This is a genomic window from Nocardia sp. NPDC050712 (assembly GCF_040654295.1).
Taxonomy (GTDB): domain Bacteria; phylum Actinomycetota; class Actinomycetes; order Mycobacteriales; family Mycobacteriaceae; genus Nocardia.
On sequence record NZ_JBFAHT010000004.1, the window covers coordinates 884957 to 902253 of the forward strand.

Genomic DNA, 17297 nt, shown 5'->3' on the forward strand with positions numbered 1-17297 from the left:
GCAGCAAGGTAAATGATGCGTCCCAGATTGCCATATGCCGATGCGGCCGAGATCGCCGGGGCCGGTACCGGACGGCGCTCCCCGGCACCCCCCGCCGGACCGGCGCCAGCAACGCACCCGCACATTCCCGGGTCACCACGCCGATAGGGGAACGCCGGCATCGGTGCAGCTCTGTAGAATTTCCCGCTGGCCGGTGCCCCGGCCCGCTTTCCCGGACGAGGTGGACGACAGTGGCTGACCCTTTCGAGCGACCAGCAAGCAGTCGCTATACCGGCGGTTTCGAGCGACCCGCAAGCCGTCGCTAGCGGTGCGCATGCGAAAGCTGACCGCCCGGTCGGCGATTTTGAGCGCGCTGCTCGGGGCGCACCCGGCCGAGGCGCCGGTCAGCTGGATCGTGACGGTGGCCGAGGAGCTGGGCCTGCAGCAGTCCGCCGTGCGGGTCGCGCTGACCCGGATGGTGGCGGCCGGGGATCTGGAACGCGCGAACAGCGTCTACAAGCTGTCGCGCCGCCTGATCGAGCGTCAGCGCCGCCAGGACGCCGCGCTGCGCCCGGTCGAGAAGGAGTGGGACGGCCGGTGGTACATGGCGGTGGTGACCGCCGTCGGCGACGAGGCCAGCGCGCGCATCGCCTTCCGCGACACCATGCGGGCCGGCAAGCTCGCCGAGTTGCGTGAGGGGGTGTGGACCCGGCCGGACAACATCGAGATCGCCCTCGGCCGCGACGCCACCCGGCGCATCGCGCGCTTCACCGCCGAGCCGCAGGGCAACCCGGCCAAGCTCGCGGAATCCCTGTTCGGGCCGAAGGTCTGGGCCCGGGACGCGGAACGCCTGCTGCGCGCGTTCGAGTCCGCGCGGACGATGGCGGACCGCTTCGAGGTCGCGGCCGCCGCGGTGCGGCACATCCTCGACGACCCGCTGCTGCCCGAACCACTGCTACCCGCGAACTGGCCGGGCCCCCAGCTGCGCGCCGAATACGAGGCGTTCCGCACCGAATTCATCGCCTTCGCGGAGCGGAACTTCGTCTCCTAGCCGAGCTTGGGCGTCGCCCGCTCCAGGATCGCGGCGAGGTCCAGGCCGGTGGGCAGCGTGCCGAAGACATCGCCGTGCTCGCCGCCGAGCCGGCTGACCGTGTACGCGTCGGCGACCGCCGGGTGGCCGTACCGGACCAGCAGCGCGGCCTGCAAGATCTGCGCCATGTCGCCGACCACGCGCCGGGCGCGGTGCTGGATGGTGTCGAAGTCGGCGAACTGCCCTTCCAGGCGGGCGATCGCCGCGTCGAGGTGGCGATCGGCGCCCGCCGATTGTTTGACCTCGTCGAAGAAGGCGGTCAGCGTTTCCGGCTGTTTGGCCATGGCGCGCAGGGTATCCAGCGCGGCGACATTGCCGGAGCCCTCCCAGATCGAGAGCAGCGGCGCCTCCCGGTACAGCCGCGGCATCCGCGACTCCTCGACATATCCGTTGCCGCCCAGGCACTCCAGCGCCTCGGCGGCATGGATCGGCCCGCGCTTGCAGACGTAGTACTTGCTGACCGCCAGCGCGATGCGGCGCAGCGGATCGGCGCCGTCCGCGCCCGCCACCGCCCGGTCGGTGAGATCGGCCAGCCACAGCGCCACGGTGCTCGCACCCTCGGCCTCGATCGCCAGATCGGCCAGCACGTTGCGCATCAGCGGCTGCTCGGACAGGCTCGCGCCGAACGCCCTCCGGTGCGCCGCGTGGTGCGCGGCCTGAGCCACGCCGGTGCGCATGGCGGTGGCGGCGCCGAGGGTGCAGTCGAGCCGGGTCAGGTTGACCATCTCGATGATGGTCGGCACACCCCGGCCCTCGGGACCGACCAGCCAGCCGAGCGTGTTGTCGTATTCGACCTCGCTGCTGGCGTTGGAGCGGTTGCCGAGCTTGTCCTTGAGCCGTTGCAGCGCGAAGGGATTGCGCGACCCGTCGGGCAGCACCCGCGGCACCAGGAAGCAGGACAGCCCGCCGGGCGCCTGCGCGAGGGTGAGGAACAGATCCGACATCGGGGCCGAGGTGAACCACTTGTGCCCGGTGATCCGATAGCTGCCGTCGGCCTGCGGCACCGCGACGGTGGTGTTGGCCCGCACATCGGAGCCACCCTGCTTCTCGGTCATCGACATGCCCGCGATCAGCCCGCGCTTGCTCAGCGGCGCGCGCAGGCCCGGATCGTATTCACGGGCGCCAAGCAGCGGCTCGTATCGCGCGGCCAGTTCCGGGTTCGCGCGCAGCGCGGGGACCACGGCGTAGGTCATGGAGATCGGGCAGCCGTGCCCGGCGTCGACCGGCCCCCACACGCTCAGCTTCGCGGCCCGGGTCAGGTGCGGGCTGGGCCGGGTGTCAGCCCAGACGGCACCGTGCAGGCCGAAGCGCACGGCGTGGGTCATCAACTGGTGGTAGCTGGGGTCGTAGACGACCTCGTCGATCCGGTTGCCGTACCGGTCGTGCGACTTCAGGACCGGCGGGTGCGCTTCGGCCAGATCGCCCAGCTCCTGCGCCGCGGCGCTGCCGGCCAGCCGCCCGATCTCGCGCAGCTCGTCGAGCACGTGCCCGGCATCCGCGCGGGCCAGCGCCTCCAGAATGACCGGCTGCTCGGCCGCGTCGTAATCGACAAGGGGCGGAACCTGATTCGTCACCGCGTGCGTGCTCATGGAACTCCTAACGCCGGACTCAGTATTACAATACATGATCACTCGGCACAAGTATGTAATATCATGATCGGCATGGATTCCGAGAAGCACTCCGGCACCCGCCCCGCTGCCTGGTACGAGGGGCTCACCGAGGGCCCCGACGCGCCCTGGGCCGGGCGGCCCGCGCCCGAGAACGAGGTCACCTACCGCACCCTCACCTATGAGGTCGACGGCCGGATCGCGCGGATCACCTTCAACCGCCCCGAGCACGGCAACGCCATCACCTCCGACACCCCGGTCGAGCTGGCGCACGCCGTGGAACGCGCCGACCTGGATCCGCGCGTGCACGTCATGGTGGTCTCGGGGCGGGGCAAGGGTTTCTGCGGCGGCTACGACCTGTCGATCTTCGCCGAGAACAGCTTCGACCTCGGCGTCGGCGCGCACGACACCACCGGCACCGTGCTCGATCCCGCGATCCAGGCCGCCAACCACAATCCTTGGGGCACTTGGGATCCCATGGTCGACTACGCCATGATGAGCCGGTTCAACCGCGGCTTCGCCAGCCTGCTCTACGCCAACAAGCCGGTCGTGGCCAAGCTGCACGGTTTCGCGGTGGCCGGCGGCACCGATATCGCGCTGTACGCCGACCAGATCATCTGCGCCGACGACACCAAGATCGGCTACCCGCCCACCCGGGTGTGGGGCATCCCGGCGGCGGGCATGTGGGCGCATCGGCTCGGCGATCAGCGCGCCAAGCGGCTGCTGTTCACCGGCGACTGCCTGTCCGGCAAGCAGGCCGAGGAGTGGGGCTTGGCGATCGAGGCGCCGCCCGCCGACGAACTCGACGCACGCACCGAGGCGCTGCTCGAGCGCATCGCGCGAATGCCGGTCAACCAGCTCATCATGGCCAAGCTCGCGCTCAACAGCGCGCTGCTGGCCCAGGGCGTGCAGAACTCGGGGATGATCAGCACCGTGTTCGACGGCATCTCCCGCCACACCCGCGAGGGCTACGCCTTCCAGCTGCGCGCGGCCACCACCGGCTTCCGGGAGGCGGTGCGCGAGCGCGACGAGCCGTACGGCGATTGGAAGCGCGGGCAGTTCAAAAAGCCGGAGCAACAGTAGCCATGGGATAACAATTCAGGCACTTTCGGACCGCCATCGTGCCAAATTACCCCTCTGACCGTTGTACGCATCTGCTCGTCAATATTTGCCAAGTGCGCGCTAACGCGACGCGAGGCAGTATCGGAGAAGCGCCCACCGCGGGCGCGGCAAACGAATCGGAGGTTCTTCGATGTCTCTTGGAGACAAGATCGACGAAGCAACGGGCAAGGCCAAGGAGAACGTGGGCCGCGCCGCCGGTAACGACCGGATGGAATCCGAGGGCAAGGTCGAGCAGGCCGAAGCGAAGGTCAAGGAGGGCTTCGAAGACGTGAAGAACTCCATCAGCGGCCTGGCCGAGAAGGCCAAGAACGCGCTGCACTCCGACAAGAAGAGCTAGCCGACGGCCACCGTGGCGTGCGGACGACGGTCCGCACGCCACAGCCGTGCCAGGGTTACTGGATGGGGTGGAAACCGGCCCCGACATCGTCGCGAGCCTCGAGATCGGCGCTGATCGCACTCATGTTCGTGCCCACCTCCGGGCCGAGGCAGCCGACCGCCAAGTAGGCGTTCACCATGCCGACCAGCGTGGAGCCCGACATCACCGGCGCTCCCGAATCTCCTTCGAGCACGCACAGCTGGGTCCAGGTCTCGTGGTGGGCCGCCCGCAGATTGCCCCACACCACGCCGCAGCTGGTGCCGGTGGTCCGGCCCTTCTTGCACACGACAGCCGGGAACTGGGCCGGCGCGCCGATCCCGGTGATCGTCGTTTCCCCCACACGCGCCACCGGATTGATCTTGCCCAGCGTGAACTCGATGAGCGCGTAGTCCAGCTCCGGGTTGGAGTAGACGAACCGGCCGACCACGCCGTAGTTCGGGTTCGCCTCGGTCACCACCTTCGCGCCGGCCTGACCACAGTGCCCCGCGGTCAAGCCCAGCAGGCGACCACCGCGGTCGTAGCCGACGGTGGTCAGCGTGCACTGTGCCTGGCTGTCGACGATGATGCCGGAGCCACCGCCCACCATCGGCGGATCGGCCGCCTGCGCGGTACCCACGGCGGCGAAGGTGATCGCGGCGGCCACACCGGCCACACCGAGTGATCGGTGCCGGGCTCGTTCGTTCATCGCACTCTCGCTTCCGACGTCATCCAAAGGAACTCGTGGTGCAGCATTTGATCGAACCGAACCCGGAGATTCGCGACCGCGGCCCGCGATCTCGACATCTCCGGTAACTCCGCTACCAGTCTGCTCGCCAGGACCCGCAACTTGATGTTGGTCTCCTGGGAACGCTTGCGCAGCACGTCGAAAGCTTGCTCCGCGGTCAAGCCGTACACCAGCATCAGCGCACCCTTGGCCTGCTCGATGATCGCCCGTGAGGCCTCCGGGTCGAGCAGTTCCCCGTCCACGCCAGTCATACCTGTGCACTACCCAGGGAACCCGGGTACACACGTACCTAAATCCGGCGGGGATCCTCGTGCATGGTGAGCAACAGGTGATCGAACCGGGACCGGAAGCCGACCGGCGCGCCGCCGAGCCCGCCGATGGCCCCGACCAGCAACTCGGCCACCCGCCGTAGCTTGACGTTGGTCTCCTGGGAACGCCATTGCAGCACCTTGAACGCCTGCTCCGGGGTGATCCCGTAGACCAGCATCAGCACACCCTTGGCCTGCTCGATCACCGCGCGGGCCTCGATCAGATCCGGCAGCGCCTCGTCGAGCGTGGCGCGGCGGTTCTCCAGCAGGGTGTGGGTGACGTCGATGTAGTAACCGCTGGTACCCATCACCGCGCCGTCGTCGTCCAGCAGTTGATCGCCGACGACGAGCACGTCGTGGATCTCACCGGCGGTGTCGATGATGCGATGGCGCGAGCAGAACGCCTCGCCGGTGGTGGTCACCGCGGTGAGCGTGTGCGCCACCTCGGCGCGATCCTCGGGATGCTTGTGCGACAGCAGCAGCGCGGTGGTCGGGACGACCGTGCCCGGCTCGTAGCCGTGCAGCAGCGCCACCTCGTCGGACCACTCCCAGCGCTGATCGGCGAACAGGAAGCGGAAGCTCCCGATGCTGTGCGGGCGGCCCGCGATCACGCGTTCGACAACACTGGCGCTGTCTGGGTCGAGCTGCCCGATCTCGGTCACCGACCAAGTATCCGCTGAGCCCCTCCGACATGCGGCATTGGGACTTCACGGCGCGCGATTGTGGCCGACCCGCAATCTCGAGGCGCGCGGCCCGGCGGATAGCGTTTTGCCATGCGGCTTCACGTGGGATGTGCGATGTGGAGACACGCGGCGTGGCAGGAAGGGCAATTGCCCGCGAATGAGGCGCTGCGGGTCTATGCGAGTAATTGCACTGCGGTAGAGGGCAATACGACGTTCTACGCGACGCCTGCCTTGGATACCGTGCGGTCCTGGGCCGCGCAGACCGGGCCGGATTTCCGGTTCCTGGTGAAGCTGCCGAAACCGATCACGCATGAACGCCGGCTCGTCGAAGCCGAGGCGGCGCTACAGGAATTCGTGACCGCGATGGCGCCACTCGGTCCGCGGGTGCACGCCTGGTGGGTCCAATTGCCCGCCTCCTTCGGGCCGAACGAGCTCGGCGCGCTGGCCGGATTCCTGCGGCTGCTGCCCTCGCACGCGGCCGTCGAGGTCCGGCACCCGGCCTTCTTCGAGGACGAGCGGGCCGCGCGGCAGCTGGAATATGTGCTCGGGCGGGTCGGCGCGGAGTGGGTAACCTTCGACACCACACTGCTTTTCGACGGCCTGCCGCAGAGCGCCGCGGAGCAGGAGGCGCGGTCGAAGAAGCCGCGGGTGCCGCGAAGAGCGGTGGCGCTCACCGAGTTTCCGGTCGTCCGGTATCACGGCCGCGACGATCCGGAGCGCACCATCGCGGGCTGGCAGCCGTGGCTGGAGACCGTCACCGGCTGGCTGCGCGAGGGCCGCTCCCCCACCGTGTTCCTGCACACGCCCGACAACGCGAGTTCGCTGCCGCTGGCCCGCCGCTTCCACGCGGAAGTGCGGGCCTTGGTCCCCGAGCTGGAACCGCTGCCCGAACCCGAGCCGACCGAGCCGATGACGCTGTTCTGAGGCTCACTCGGGGATGCCGGCCGCCTGCCTGCGGGCCCGCATCCGCGCCTGCCGCGCCGGGGAGAAATCCGCGGTCCACAGCGGCTGGAGCATGTGCCAGTCGGCGGGGTGCGCGGCGATGTTCGCGGCGAAGCGGTCGGCCAGCAGCTGGGTGGCCACGGCCACCCCACCGGAGGTGTCGATGGGCGCACCGACCGAGAAACCCCAGCCGTCCCGGGTGAACCAGCAGTGCACCGGGAGCAGGTCCGCGCCGGTCTCGATGGCCAAGCGGGCGGGCCCGGCGGGCATGCGGGCCGATTCGCCGAAGAAGCTGACCGCGATGCCGGTGCCCGCGATATCGCGTTCGCCGAGCAGACCGACCAGGCGACCGGCCCGCAGCCGATCGGCGAGCCGGTCGAAGGGCGGCGCCTCGCCGCCGGTCAGCGGGATGAGTTCGAAGCCGAGGCCCTCGCGGAACCGGACGAAACGCTGGTACAGCGACTCCGGGCGCAGGCGTTCGGCCACGACGGTGGGCGTGCCGATCCGCTGCACCACCCAGATTCCGGCGAGGTCCCAGTTGCCGCTGTGCGGCAACGCCAGAATGATGCCGCGCCCAGCGGCTTTGGCCGCGCGAACGTACTCGGTGCCGGTCGCGGAATCCTCGATCCGTCCGGCGAGCGTGATCGGGTCCATCCGGGACAGGCGGAAGGCCTCGCGCCAATACCGCGCGTAGGAGCGGAGATTCGCGCGGACCAGCTCCGGCGGCACCTGCTCGGGAGTGACCCCGAGGACGCGGGAGAGGTTGCGCCGCAGTTGTTCCGGGCCCCCGTCCCGGCGCGCCGCGTAGTCGGCGCCCGCGTCGAACAGCCACACCGCCCAGCGTTCCGGCAGGGCGCGTACCAGTCGCCAGCCCGCCGCGTAGCCGAGATCCGCCGTCCGTTCCTTGAGATTCACCCCTCGATTGTTCCCGGGCACGGGGAAATCGGGGCGCAGATCGGATCGGCGTGGCGAACCGGTTCGGAGTCAGTTGTCGTCGCGCCCGCGCGGGTGCGGTGGTTCGTGACCGGCGAAAGGTATTCGTCGCTCGCGAATATCGCTGTCGTCGAACCACATTCGAAACAGGCCGAGCAGCAGCCCGCGTACCGGGGCGCGCGGCTCGCCGACCGCGGGACCGAAGGGGGACTGTGAAATCGGGCCGGACATAGCTGCCTCGCGATCTCCCGGGCGCAGCGGTCAGCAGCCAACTGCGCTGTTGTGCGGGTCACCGGGGGCTAGGGCAACTTCTGAAGATTACCCACCGGCGTTCGGCGAGAAACCCGATCGCGAAAACATGCCCGTGAACACGCGCGTCGCCGTCAGCGCGGCGACCGGGCGCAAACCACCGCGGCGTCTTCGTGTTTCGCGCAATGCGGTCCGCAATCCGCGCCCCGCCGTGTGCGGTTCGACCGCGCCGTCGAACTTGCGCTCGGAGGCGGTTTCCGGCGCGTCGTCGGACGTGGCGGTGAGCAGCCAATCCGGAAAAGCCAATTTGTGAATCGTGCGCAGCGTCAGCAGATACTGATGCGACAGGGAGCCGGTGGTATAGGGGAGATCGTATTTTTCACACAGTGCCCGCACTCGTACCGCTATTTCGGCATAGCGGTTGCTCGGTAGATCCGGGAACACGTGGTGCTCGATCTGATAGCACAGGTTACCGCTCATGAAGGCGAGCGTTTTTCCGGCGTCGAAATTCGCGGTGCCGAGCATCTGACGTAAATACCACTCGGGCTTGGTCTCGTCCAGCAGAGCCGCCTGCGTGAATTTCTCCGCCCCGTCCGGAAAATGCCCGCAGAAGATGACCACATAGGCCCAGATATTGCGGAGCGTATTGGCGGTCACGGTGGCGGCGAGTGTGCGTTTCCAGCGCCGCCCGCTCAGTGCCGGGAACAGCAGATAATCCTTGCCGGCCTGGCGGGCGACCTTGGCCAGCAGCGCCCTGGTGTGCGCCCGCTTCGCCGACTCGTCCGCGACGCGCTCCTGCTCGGAGTACAGGTCGTGCAGTGCGATGCCCCATTCGAAGGTCGCCGCCAGCAACAAGTTCTGGAACGGTTGCAGCAGCATGCGGGGCCGCCACGGCTCGTCTCTGGTGACCCGGAGGACGCCGTACCCGATGTCCTCGTCCAGGCCCAGGACATTGGTGTACACATGGTGCCGGTAGTTGTGCGAATAGCGCCACTGGCTGGACAGCCCGGCCATATCCCACTCCCAGGTGGTGGAATGGATTTCGGGGTCGTTCATCCAATCCCACTGGCCGTGGCAGACGTTGTGCGCGATCTCCATATTCTCGATGCTCTTGGCCACCGCCAGCGCCGCGGTACCCGCCAGCCACGCGGTCCGGCCGCGGCCGCACAGGAGCAGCAGCCGGGCCGCCGCGTCCAGGCCGCGCTGGGCAGCGATCGTACGGCGAATATAGGCGGCGTCGGCGGGGCCGCGCTGCTCGGTGATATCGCGGCGAATGGTATCCAGCTCCTGCCCGAGCGCCTCGATATCCGCCGCACTGAGATGCGCGTAGACAGCGACATCGGTGATAGCCATTTTTCCAGTCCTCCAGGCGATGGAGCAGCTCGGTGGTCATGCCGAAGAAAAGCGGCGCTCCGTACGGCGAGGACTGGACCGGGGAGTGTGAGCACTGGCTACTGGTTACCAGCGTACCCGGCCGGGAATTTTTGTTCACCGACCGCGAAACCAGGAGTATCCGAAGTCAATTCGGCGGACCCGGACCGGCCGAATAAGTGATCATGAACCACGTGTAGGGTGAGAACGTCGGATAAAGGAGCCGTACCGTGGCGCCAAACCATCTTCGGCTGCTCTGCGGCCGTCAACATCTGCCCTCTGTGAATACCGCGCAGGTGAAATTCACGCCTACCCCGCCCCGGTTCGGCGGGATAGACGGGGTGTGGTGGCCCCGGACCCGGCATCTGACCGCCGAACTGCCCCTGCTCCTGCAGGAGTTGAAGCCGCATCTGGGCACGCCCTGGCGAGTCGCCTACCACCCGCACGGGTGGGCACTGGGCGCACCGCGGATGCTGAGCCTGGGCGAGCGTTCGGTGCAATTGGTCCCGCAGCGCTTCGAGCTGGGCAATATCGTGCACATCCTCGGGATCGACGGCGCCAAGATCGTGCTCCGGGTGATTCCGCCGGCCTCCCGGCCCCGCATTCCGTTCCGCTGATCAGTTCGTCTCGGGCCGCCGTAGTCGGCGCACCAGGAGAAAACAGCCGGCGCAGCCGACCGCGACCAGCAGCGCGGCCACCCCGGGGGTGACATCGGAGAGCAAGCCGGGCTCGGCGTACATGCGGGCCCGCCCCGTTTCCCGGAATACCCGCCCGTGCATCGCGACCACCAGGCCGGGCACGAAAAGCATTGCGATACCGAGCATCAGACTCGCGCTGTGCACCGGCAGCGCCGCGGTGAAGCAGTATCCCGTGACCGCGGCCAGGGCGATCCCGGCGGCGGCCAGCACGGCGCCCTGCGACTCCCCGATCAGCACGGCGAGCACGGCCAGCGCGACGATCGCGGCCATGCCCAGCGGCGGCAGCGACAGCTTCGCGCCCAGCCACAACCCGGCCACGCACGCGCCGACCAGCATCGGCACCAGCCAGTTCGTCTCCGCGGTGAACACGATCGCGCCGCCGACGGCCGAGATCGCCACGGCCTGCAGCAGCAGCAAGCCGTCCCGGCCCGGCAGCAGCAGCGCCGCGACCGTGCCCGCCACCACCGTGGCCGCCGCGACCAGGAGGATGTCGAGGAAGGTGCTGCCGTGCCGGGTCAGCCACTCCGACCCGAGCAGCGGTACCGACGTGGTCACCAGGGCGGCCAGGATCGGCCGCAACGGCAGCTCGACCGTCGTTTCCACGTCGTCCGCGTGCCGGCCGCCCAGGGCGCACAGCACCGCCAGCGCGGCCGTGGGCCAGATCAGCCACAGCGGCGGCGAGCCGACGATGAACCCGAACACGGGCGATTTGTGGGCCGTGCCGCCGCCGTCGGCCGCGGAGACGCTGACGTCGCCCACCGCCAGACTGAGCAGCGCGCCGAGGGTGAACACCATGGTGGGCAGCAGTCTGGGCGACACCGCCGCCGCCGCCCCGCCCAGCAGGATCCCGCCGCCGAGTGAGTCGACATAGTTCAGGGTGGTCAGCGGCGCCGTCTCGGCGGCGAAGCTGCCGAGCAGATGGTTGACCAGCAGGATCACGACGCCGGCCGCGGACACCCACCAGGCCAGCCGGGGCGAATCGGCGGTGCTGACGAAGACCGCGACCATCACCGCCATGACGCAGCCGATGGCGGTGGCGCGGGGCATGCTGTAGCCGAGCAGCTCCATCTGCAAGGTGGAGGTGCCCTCGGCCCAGGCCAGCGAGATCGGTGTCGTGAGCGCCAGCCCACCGATCACGGCCGAAACGAATGCCGTGACCAGTTCCAAGGGACCGGCGATGCGTCGCACCAGCTCACGCTATCCGAGCCGGAGGTGAATCCCCTTCATTTGCGACCGAAAGCCGCGCGCGCGAGGCACGGTGCCGCGCCCCGGCGGCCGCCTCAGTCGAGCCGCAACGCCTGGACCGGGCAGCTGTCGACCGCCAGCGCGATCAACTCTTCGTCCGCCGCGGCCACGGCCTCGGACAGCAGTACCACCGTGCCGTCGTCGTCGATCCGAAACAGGTTGGGCGCCAGTGCCTCACACATCCCGTGCCCCTCGCAGCGGGCCCGGTCGGCCAGGATTCTCACAGGCGCTCCAGCCGGATGGGCAGGCCGTCGGCCGGTGTCGGCCCCGTGCCCGCCACCAATGGCACCCGGTAATCGGCGGGGACGGTCCAGCGGTAGCGCAGCAGCACCTGGTGCAGGACGGCCTTCACCGTCATCCCGCCGAAGTAGAGGCCGATGCACTTGTGCGCGCCGCCGCCGAACGGGGCCCAGGTGAAGCGGTGTGTCTTGTCCTCGCGACGGTCGGGCGCGAAGCGCTCCGGATCGAAAAGGTGTGCTGCCGGCCAGTATTCGTCGGTGTGCATCATCGAGTACGGGCCGCACATGAGCAGCGTGCCCCGGGGCAGGTAGTAGTCGAGGACATGGGTGTCGGCGATGGTCTCGCGGGCCTGCTGTGCGACCGGCGCGTACAGCCGCAGGGTCTCGCGGAACGCCAGATCCAAGGCGGGCAGGCGGTCCAGATCGGCGTAGTCGAGCGAGTCCTTGCCCAGTGCAAGCGATTCCGCGCGTAGCCGCTCCTGCCACTCGGGGTGGCGGCCGAGTTCGTACATCAGCATGGACGCGGCGATGGTGCTGGTGTCGTGGGCGGCCATCATCACGAAGATCATGTGCTCGACCACTTCGTCGTCGGTGAAGGTCTGGCCGTCCTCGGTGGTCGCCCGGCTGAGCACGCTGAACAGGTCCGCGCCCGCACCGGCCCGCTTGGCGGGCAGTTCACGCCGGAAGTAGTCGGCGAGCAGGCGGCGGCCACGCAGGCCGCGTGCCCAGACGCCGCCCGGAATATCCATCCGGACAAGGGCTTTGCCGCCCGCCACCGCGTCTTCGAAGGCGCGGGCCAGCCGGGCGCCCTCCGGCCCGAGCCGAGCGCCGGCGAACACCTCGGTCGCCTGCTCCAGCAGCAACTGCTTGATCGCGCTGTAGGCGTGGAAGTTCCGGCTCGGCTGCCAGGCGGCGACGCCGCGGGACAGGCGTGGCGTGGTCAGATCCAGATAGCCGACCAGCCGCGGCCGGGTGAAGGCCTGCTGCATGATCCGGCGATGGAACAGGTGCTCGTCGAAATCGCGGAGCAGCAGCCCGCCGTGGAAGAACGGGCCGATCAGGAATTCCCAGCCGCGCTGCGCCGAGAACACCTTGTCCCGGTCCAGCAGGACGGCTTCCAGCGCCGCCGGACTGCCGATGGTGACAGTCTTGCGGCCCAGGATCCCGAACCACTGCACCGGGCCGAACCGCTCGAACCGTTTGCGCGCGAAGGGGATCGGATCGGCCAGTGTGCTCAGCGTGTAACCGATGCCCGGTGGGCCGAAATTGCCGAGCACCGGCCGCAATCCACTACCGGGCGGCGGCTCGGCCAGCGCGCGCACCGGCGCGGGGTAGCGATCGGTCAGGCGGGCACCGACCCGTTGGACCCGGCCCGCCACCTGGGCTCTGGCCTGGCGCACGGCCCCGGAGACGTCGTTGAATGCCGGTGGCGCGAGAAGACTCATGTCTGCACCCTTCTTGTGATGCGAGTCACTCGACCATATCGGAAACAGAGGTTTCCGTAAACATTTGTTTCCCAACATCTTCCGTGCCAAGCTGGGCAGGGTGACCAGAGCATTCACCGGCACCTACCGCGGCACCTCCACCGAAGAGCGCCGCGAGGACCGCCGCCGTCGGCTGCTCGTTGCCGCGCTCGACATCATCGGCACCCAGGGCATGGCCGCGCTCACGGTGCGCGGGCTCTGCGAACAGGCGCGCGTCGGCCCGCGCTTCTTCTACGAGGCCTTCCCCGACCTGGACACCCTGGCCGCGGAATTGCTGGTGCAGATCCAGGATTCGGCGCTGGCTCGAGCCCGGGCCGCCGTCGCGGCGACCGGCGGCACGCCCGCCGACCGGATCCGGGCCGGGGTGGCCGCGCTCATCACCGACCTCACCGACGACCCGTGCCGGGCCAAACTCGTCTTCGCCCAGGCCTACGGCAGCGAAGCCCTGATGCGCACCCGCTTCGCGGGCATGCACCGGGTCGCCGAGGTGATCATCGAGCAGACCCGGTTGGTGCTGGATCTGCCCGAGGGCCAGGACACGGCCGTCGCCGCGGTCTCCCAGTTGATCACCGGCGGCGCGGCCGAGCTCGTACTCACCTGGATCGACGGGCACCTGCCGGTCGACCGGCCCACCCTGATCGACCTGCTCGCCGACTACGCGATCGCCATGATCAACCGACTGCCCGAGGTGGGCACGCGGCTGGGCGGCGCCGGCTAGGAGCGGTGCACCGGCCCGTGCGCGTCGGCGCAGTGCAGGTCGTCGGCGGGCAGCGCCGCCGCACCGCAGTGGTCGACCTGGAGCGTGGTGTGTTCCAGGTGGAACTCGTCGTGCAGCACCGATTCGATCACCGAGCGCACCGCGTGGCAGTCCGCGCCGTCGTCGACCAGGACGTGCGCGGACAGCGACGGCTGCCCCGAGGTGATCAGCCAGACGTGCAGATCGTGCACCTCGTTGACGTACGGGATGCCGACCAGGCGGGTGCCGATGGCGTCGGGGTCGAGATTCGCCGGCGCGGCCTCGAGGAAGATGCGCCCGGATTCGCGCACCAGGCCCCACCCGGCCTTGAGCATGAGGGCGGCCACCACCAGGGCGGCGATCGCGTCGGCCCGGGGCCAGCCCGCCAGCCAGACCACCGCACCCGCGATGGCGGTGCCGATGAAGGCGTAGAGGTCGTTGAGGATGTGCTGGAACGCGCCCTCGACATTGAGACTGCTGCGGTTGGCCTTGCTGATGCACCAGGCGGCGATGATGTTCACCACGATGCCGAACAGCGCGGTGATCAGCACCAGCGGCCCCTCGACATCGGGCGGGTCGATCAGGCGCTGGATGCCCTCGTAGACGAACCAGGCCGCGAGCAACAGCAGCGTGATGCCGTTGGCCTGGGCGGACAAGATCTCGGCGCGCTTGTAGCCGTAGGTGTACTTGCCGCGGGCCGGGCGCTTGGCCAGGCCGATGGCAATGAGCGCGAGCACGATCGAGGCGGCGTCGGTGAGCATGTGCGCGGCATCGGAGATCAGCGCCAGCGAGTGCGCGAGCAGGCCGACCACGACCTCCACCGCCATGAACGACGCGATCAGCGCGAGGGCGATACCCAGCCAGCGCCGGTCCGAGTCGGCGGACACGCCGTGATCGTGACTGTGCCCGTGATCAGCGCTTTTGCTGTGATCATGGGACGGCGCCGGTGCGACGGCGGCCGTGCCCTCCGGCTGCTCCGGCCCGCAGTGATCTCCACCCATGACCCAACGCCCTCATTTCCTGTCAACGATTCCTGGCACACCCTAGCCGAAAGTGCAGGCATGCGCATGTCTGCATTTATTGCTTTTCGGGAAGTATCCGAATGGTTGCTCCGTGCCCAATCGTGATCTTCTGCGGTGCACCGGGATTCACCCGGCCGATTAGTATTCGAGCATTGCCTTTCGGGGCATTCGGATGAGGGCAAGGGGTTTGACGGAATGGATAGGCCGGCGTGGGCGCCCGAAGGCGTGGATATGCAACAGGCAAGCCCGGCACGCATGTACGACGCCCTGCTGGGCGGCTCGCACAACTTCGAGATCGACCGCCAGGCCGCCGAAATGGGCAAGAAGCTGGTGCCCGACCTGCCGCGGGTGGCGCTGAGCAACCGGGCGTTCCTGCGCCGGGCGGTGCGGTTCATGGCCGAGGCCGGGATCAAGCAGTTCCTCGACATCGGGTCCGGTATCCCGACCGCGGGCAACGTGCACGAGGTCGCGCAGAGCATCGATCCGGCGATTCGGGTGCACTACGTCGACATCGATCCGGTGGCCGTCGCGCACGCCAATGCCATCCTGCTGGGCAATGACCGGGCTACGGCCACCGAGGCCGACCTGCGCAAGCCCGAGGTGCTGCTGGCCCAGGTGCGCGAAGCGGGCCTGATCGATTTCGATCAGCCGGTCGGCCTGCTGCTGGTCGCGGTGCTGCATCTGCTGTCCGATGCCGACCGGCCCGCCGATATGGTCACCGACTTACGCGGTGCCGTCCCGGTCGGCAGCTATGCCGCGATTTCGCATCTGACCTCCGCGCTGCGACCGGAAGATGCCGCTCAGCTGGGCGCGAACGCGGCAAATCAGAATCGAATCGGTATCCACTTCCGCGACCGCGCGGGTATCGAGACTATGTTCGATGGGTGGGACCTGGTCGAACCCGGAGTCGTCGAGCTGCCGGCCTGGCGGCCGGAGTCCGAGCGCGATCAGCACGAGGCACCGGGCCGGTCACTGGGCCTGGCGGGTGTCGGCCGCAAGAGCTGAACACCGCTCGAGTAGCAGGGGGACGGTGAGCGGGTTGGGTGAGCTGGCAGTGCGCTGGGCCGACGCGCTCGACGGCGTCGTCGCACCCACCCTGACCCGCAACCAGATCGAGGCCCTGCTCGCCGATCTGGCCGACGTGCTCATCGCCACCCTGCGCGAGGAGGCGGCCGCGCGGGTCGCCTTCGACGCGGCCGCCGTGCTGGTGGCCGCGAACTACCGGGATCCGGTGGCGGTCAGCCGATCCGTCGGCGTGATCTGCCGCGACATGGTCGCCGAGATCTGCCCGGGCCGCGCCGGTCCCGAGTACGAGCGCCTGCGCGATCGGGCCATCACCGTCGCCGCCGAGTTCGCGGCGGGCTTCACCGCCGCGCTGCGCAGCGCGGCGCTGGGCGAGCAGGAGACCACCCTGGCGGCGGCGCTGGCCGCGGCGCAGGACGCCGACGCGCGAAGACAATTGTCCGAGGCCAGATTCCAGGCCGTGTTCGAGGGCGCCTCGGTCGGCATCGGCACCCTCGACATCATGGGCCGGGTGCTCGATGTCAATCGCGCCTTCGCCGAGATGCTGGGCCTACCGGCCGAACTCATGCCGGGGCGTTCGGTGGCGGAACTACTCGGCCCGGACAACATCGGCTACGCCTTCGAGCGGATGCAGCAGATGCTGGCCGGGCGGATCGATCGGTTCCGGTTGGAAACCGAACATGTGCGCCCCGACGGGGGTTTCGCCTATATCGACCTGTCGATGTCGGCGGTGCGCGATGTCAGCGGCCGGGTCCGCTTCCTCATCGGCGTCGCGGTCGACGTGACCGAGCGCAAGCAGCTGGCCAATCAGCTGTGGCACGACGCCAATCACGACAATCTCACCGGTCTGCCGAACCGGGTGCTGTTCTTCGAGCGGCTGGCCAACGCCACCGCGCCGCTGGGGGTCTGCTATCTGGACCTGGACGGGTTCAAGGAGATCAACGATCAGTGGGGGCACACGGTCGGTGACCGGGTGCTGCGCAATGTGGCGCAGCGATTACGCGCCGCCGTCGAACCGGCCGGCGGGCTGGCGGCCCGGATCGGCGGCGACGAGTTCATCGTGCTGGTCGACCGATGCGAGGGCGAGCACCAGCTCACGGCGATCTCGGGGCGCATCCGGGTGGCGCTGGCGGCGCCGATCGAGGTGGCGGGTCATCCGGTGACGGTGGGCGCCAGCATCGGCACGGTGTTCGCCGAGGAGAAGCCCCGCGATATCGACGGTCTGATGCACACCGTCGACACCGCGATGTACCGCGACAAGGCCGCCGGCGGCGGCCCGCAGGCGCGCCACCACTAATTCACCTCGGCCAGCTGGAAATCGCTGCCGCCCGCGGTCGCGACGACCGCGGCGTGCTCGCTGATCAGCCATTGCCCGCAGACGCACCGCAGGTAGCGGGTCGATCCGTGTACCGAGACGAGGGTCGGCGAAGGCCACTGGCAGGTGGGGCAGCTGGTTTCCATGCCAC

At 68.9% G+C, this 17297-nt stretch carries 18 protein-coding genes and 1 pseudogene; 8 read left to right on the forward strand and 11 right to left on the reverse strand.

Annotation, left to right across the window (positions count from 1 at the left end):
• The first annotated feature begins 313 nt into the window (after positions 1 to 313).
• Positions 314 to 1030, forward strand: a complete 717-nt coding sequence (locus tag AB0H76_RS32090; RefSeq protein ID WP_357330772.1) for a PaaX family transcriptional regulator C-terminal domain-containing protein — start codon at positions 314 to 316, stop codon at positions 1028 to 1030.
• On the opposite strand, the gene AB0H76_RS32095 is transcribed toward AB0H76_RS32090, so the two are convergent.
• Positions 1027 to 2658 (reverse strand): acyl-CoA dehydrogenase family protein, encoded by a 1632-nt coding sequence (locus AB0H76_RS32095; protein WP_357330773.1) that lies wholly within the window; start codon positions 2656 to 2658, stop codon positions 1027 to 1029. The genes AB0H76_RS32090 and AB0H76_RS32095 overlap by 4 nt on opposite strands.
• Before the next feature lie 72 nt (positions 2659 to 2730).
• Between AB0H76_RS32095 and AB0H76_RS32100 the strand changes: the two genes are divergently transcribed.
• Both AB0H76_RS32100 and AB0H76_RS32105 read left to right on the forward strand, forming a co-directional pair.
• Positions 2731 to 3759 carry a crotonase/enoyl-CoA hydratase family protein gene (locus AB0H76_RS32100; RefSeq protein WP_357330774.1) on the forward strand — a complete coding sequence of 343 codons (1029 nt, stop codon included), beginning with the start codon at positions 2731 to 2733 and terminating at the stop codon, positions 3757 to 3759.
• Positions 3760 to 3928: 169 nt separating this feature from the next.
• Complete coding sequence (locus tag AB0H76_RS32105) at positions 3929 to 4135, forward strand: CsbD family protein (RefSeq protein WP_357330775.1); 207 nt, start codon at positions 3929 to 3931, stop codon at positions 4133 to 4135.
• Positions 4136 to 4190: 55 nt separating this feature from the next.
• On the opposite strand, the gene AB0H76_RS32110 is transcribed toward AB0H76_RS32105, so the two are convergent.
• From AB0H76_RS32110 to AB0H76_RS32120, 3 genes and pseudogenes are all read right to left on the reverse strand, one after another.
• Positions 4191 to 4859, reverse strand: coding sequence for a S1 family peptidase (locus tag AB0H76_RS32110; RefSeq protein WP_357330776.1), 669 nt, complete (start codon positions 4857 to 4859; stop codon positions 4191 to 4193).
• A 110-nt stretch (positions 4860 to 4969) separates the two neighbouring features.
• Positions 4970 to 5113, reverse strand: a pseudogene (locus AB0H76_RS32115) (ANTAR domain-containing protein); the annotation flags it as partial.
• A gap of 74 nt (positions 5114 to 5187) precedes the next feature.
• Positions 5188 to 5859, reverse strand: a complete 672-nt coding sequence (locus AB0H76_RS32120; protein ID WP_357330938.1) for a PAS and ANTAR domain-containing protein — start codon at positions 5857 to 5859, stop codon at positions 5188 to 5190.
• A 177-nt stretch (positions 5860 to 6036) separates the two neighbouring features.
• On the opposite strand from AB0H76_RS32120, the gene AB0H76_RS32125 reads away from it, so the two are divergent.
• On the forward strand, positions 6037 to 6813 hold the full coding sequence (locus AB0H76_RS32125; RefSeq protein ID WP_357330777.1) for a DUF72 domain-containing protein: 777 nt from the start codon (positions 6037 to 6039) through the stop codon (positions 6811 to 6813).
• Between the two features lie 3 nt (positions 6814 to 6816).
• On the opposite strand, the gene AB0H76_RS32130 is transcribed toward AB0H76_RS32125, so the two are convergent.
• Together AB0H76_RS32130 and AB0H76_RS32135 are read right to left on the reverse strand one after the other, a co-directional pair.
• Positions 6817 to 7746, reverse strand: a complete 930-nt coding sequence (locus AB0H76_RS32130; protein WP_357330778.1) for a phosphatidylinositol mannoside acyltransferase — start codon at positions 7744 to 7746, stop codon at positions 6817 to 6819.
• A 336-nt stretch (positions 7747 to 8082) separates the two neighbouring features.
• On the reverse strand, positions 8083 to 9366 hold the full coding sequence (locus AB0H76_RS32135; RefSeq protein WP_357330779.1) for an acyl-CoA desaturase: 1284 nt from the start codon (positions 9364 to 9366) through the stop codon (positions 8083 to 8085).
• A 299-nt stretch (positions 9367 to 9665) separates the two neighbouring features.
• On the opposite strand from AB0H76_RS32135, the gene AB0H76_RS32140 reads away from it, so the two are divergent.
• Entirely contained in the window at positions 9666 to 10001 is a 336-nt protein-coding gene (locus tag AB0H76_RS32140) for a DUF5994 family protein (protein ID WP_357330780.1), read from the forward strand.
• Here AB0H76_RS32140 and AB0H76_RS32145 read toward each other — a convergent pair whose 3' ends face one another.
• The 3 genes from AB0H76_RS32145 to AB0H76_RS32155 all read right to left on the reverse strand — a co-directional run bounded on the left by AB0H76_RS32145 (position 10002) and on the right by AB0H76_RS32155 (position 13011).
• Complete coding sequence (locus tag AB0H76_RS32145; protein ID WP_357330781.1) at positions 10002 to 11270, reverse strand: hypothetical protein; 1269 nt, start codon at positions 11268 to 11270, stop codon at positions 10002 to 10004.
• Between the two features lie 92 nt (positions 11271 to 11362).
• Positions 11363 to 11551 carry a ferredoxin gene (locus AB0H76_RS32150; protein WP_357330782.1) on the reverse strand — a complete coding sequence of 63 codons (189 nt, stop codon included), beginning with the start codon at positions 11549 to 11551 and terminating at the stop codon, positions 11363 to 11365.
• Positions 11548 to 13011, reverse strand: a complete 1464-nt coding sequence (locus AB0H76_RS32155) for a cytochrome P450 (protein WP_357330783.1) — start codon at positions 13009 to 13011, stop codon at positions 11548 to 11550. Before AB0H76_RS32155 ends, AB0H76_RS32150 begins: the two co-directional genes overlap by 4 nt.
• Positions 13012 to 13111: 100 nt before the next feature.
• Between AB0H76_RS32155 and AB0H76_RS32160 the strand changes: the two genes are divergently transcribed.
• Complete coding sequence (locus tag AB0H76_RS32160) at positions 13112 to 13768, forward strand: TetR family transcriptional regulator (RefSeq protein ID WP_357330784.1); 657 nt, start codon at positions 13112 to 13114, stop codon at positions 13766 to 13768.
• Here the strand turns inward: AB0H76_RS32160 and AB0H76_RS32165 are convergent.
• Positions 13765 to 14673, reverse strand: a complete 909-nt coding sequence (locus AB0H76_RS32165) for a cation diffusion facilitator family transporter (RefSeq protein WP_357330785.1) — start codon at positions 14671 to 14673, stop codon at positions 13765 to 13767. The genes AB0H76_RS32160 and AB0H76_RS32165 overlap by 4 nt on opposite strands.
• A 330-nt stretch (positions 14674 to 15003) precedes the next feature.
• On the opposite strand from AB0H76_RS32165, the gene AB0H76_RS32170 reads away from it, so the two are divergent.
• Entirely contained in the window at positions 15004 to 15813 is an 810-nt protein-coding gene (locus AB0H76_RS32170; RefSeq protein WP_357330786.1) for an SAM-dependent methyltransferase, read from the forward strand.
• A 25-nt stretch (positions 15814 to 15838) separates the two neighbouring features.
• Entirely contained in the window at positions 15839 to 17128 is a 1290-nt protein-coding gene (locus AB0H76_RS32175; RefSeq protein WP_357330787.1) for a diguanylate cyclase, read from the forward strand.
• Here AB0H76_RS32175 and AB0H76_RS32180 read toward each other — a convergent pair.
• Positions 17125 to 17292, reverse strand: coding sequence for a hypothetical protein (locus AB0H76_RS32180; RefSeq protein ID WP_357330788.1), 168 nt, complete (start codon positions 17290 to 17292; stop codon positions 17125 to 17127). The genes AB0H76_RS32175 and AB0H76_RS32180 overlap by 4 nt on opposite strands.
• Between the last annotated feature and the right edge of the window lie 5 nt (positions 17293 to 17297).

Bases quoted from the DNA above. Each gene is read 5' to 3' on its own strand.
- AB0H76_RS32090 (WP_357330772.1), top strand. From the start codon at position 314: ATGCGAAAGCTGACCGCCCGGTCGGCGATTTTGAGCGCGCTGCTCGGG.
- AB0H76_RS32095 (WP_357330773.1), bottom strand. From the start codon at position 2,658: ATGAGCACGCACGCGGTGACGAATCAGGTTCCGCCCCTTGTCGATTAC.
- AB0H76_RS32100 (WP_357330774.1), top strand. From the start codon at position 2,731: ATGGATTCCGAGAAGCACTCCGGCACCCGCCCCGCTGCCTGGTACGAG.
- AB0H76_RS32105 (WP_357330775.1), top strand. From the start codon at position 3,929: ATGTCTCTTGGAGACAAGATCGACGAAGCAACGGGCAAGGCCAAGGAG.
- AB0H76_RS32110 (WP_357330776.1), bottom strand. From the start codon at position 4,859: ATGAACGAACGAGCCCGGCACCGATCACTCGGTGTGGCCGGTGTGGCC.
- AB0H76_RS32135 (WP_357330779.1), bottom strand. From the start codon at position 9,366: ATGGCTATCACCGATGTCGCTGTCTACGCGCATCTCAGTGCGGCGGAT.
- AB0H76_RS32155 (WP_357330783.1), bottom strand. From the start codon at position 13,011: ATGAGTCTTCTCGCGCCACCGGCATTCAACGACGTCTCCGGGGCCGTG.
- AB0H76_RS32170 (WP_357330786.1), top strand. From the start codon at position 15,004: ATGGATAGGCCGGCGTGGGCGCCCGAAGGCGTGGATATGCAACAGGCA.
- AB0H76_RS32180 (WP_357330788.1), bottom strand. From the start codon at position 17,292: ATGGAAACCAGCTGCCCCACCTGCCAGTGGCCTTCGCCGACCCTCGTC.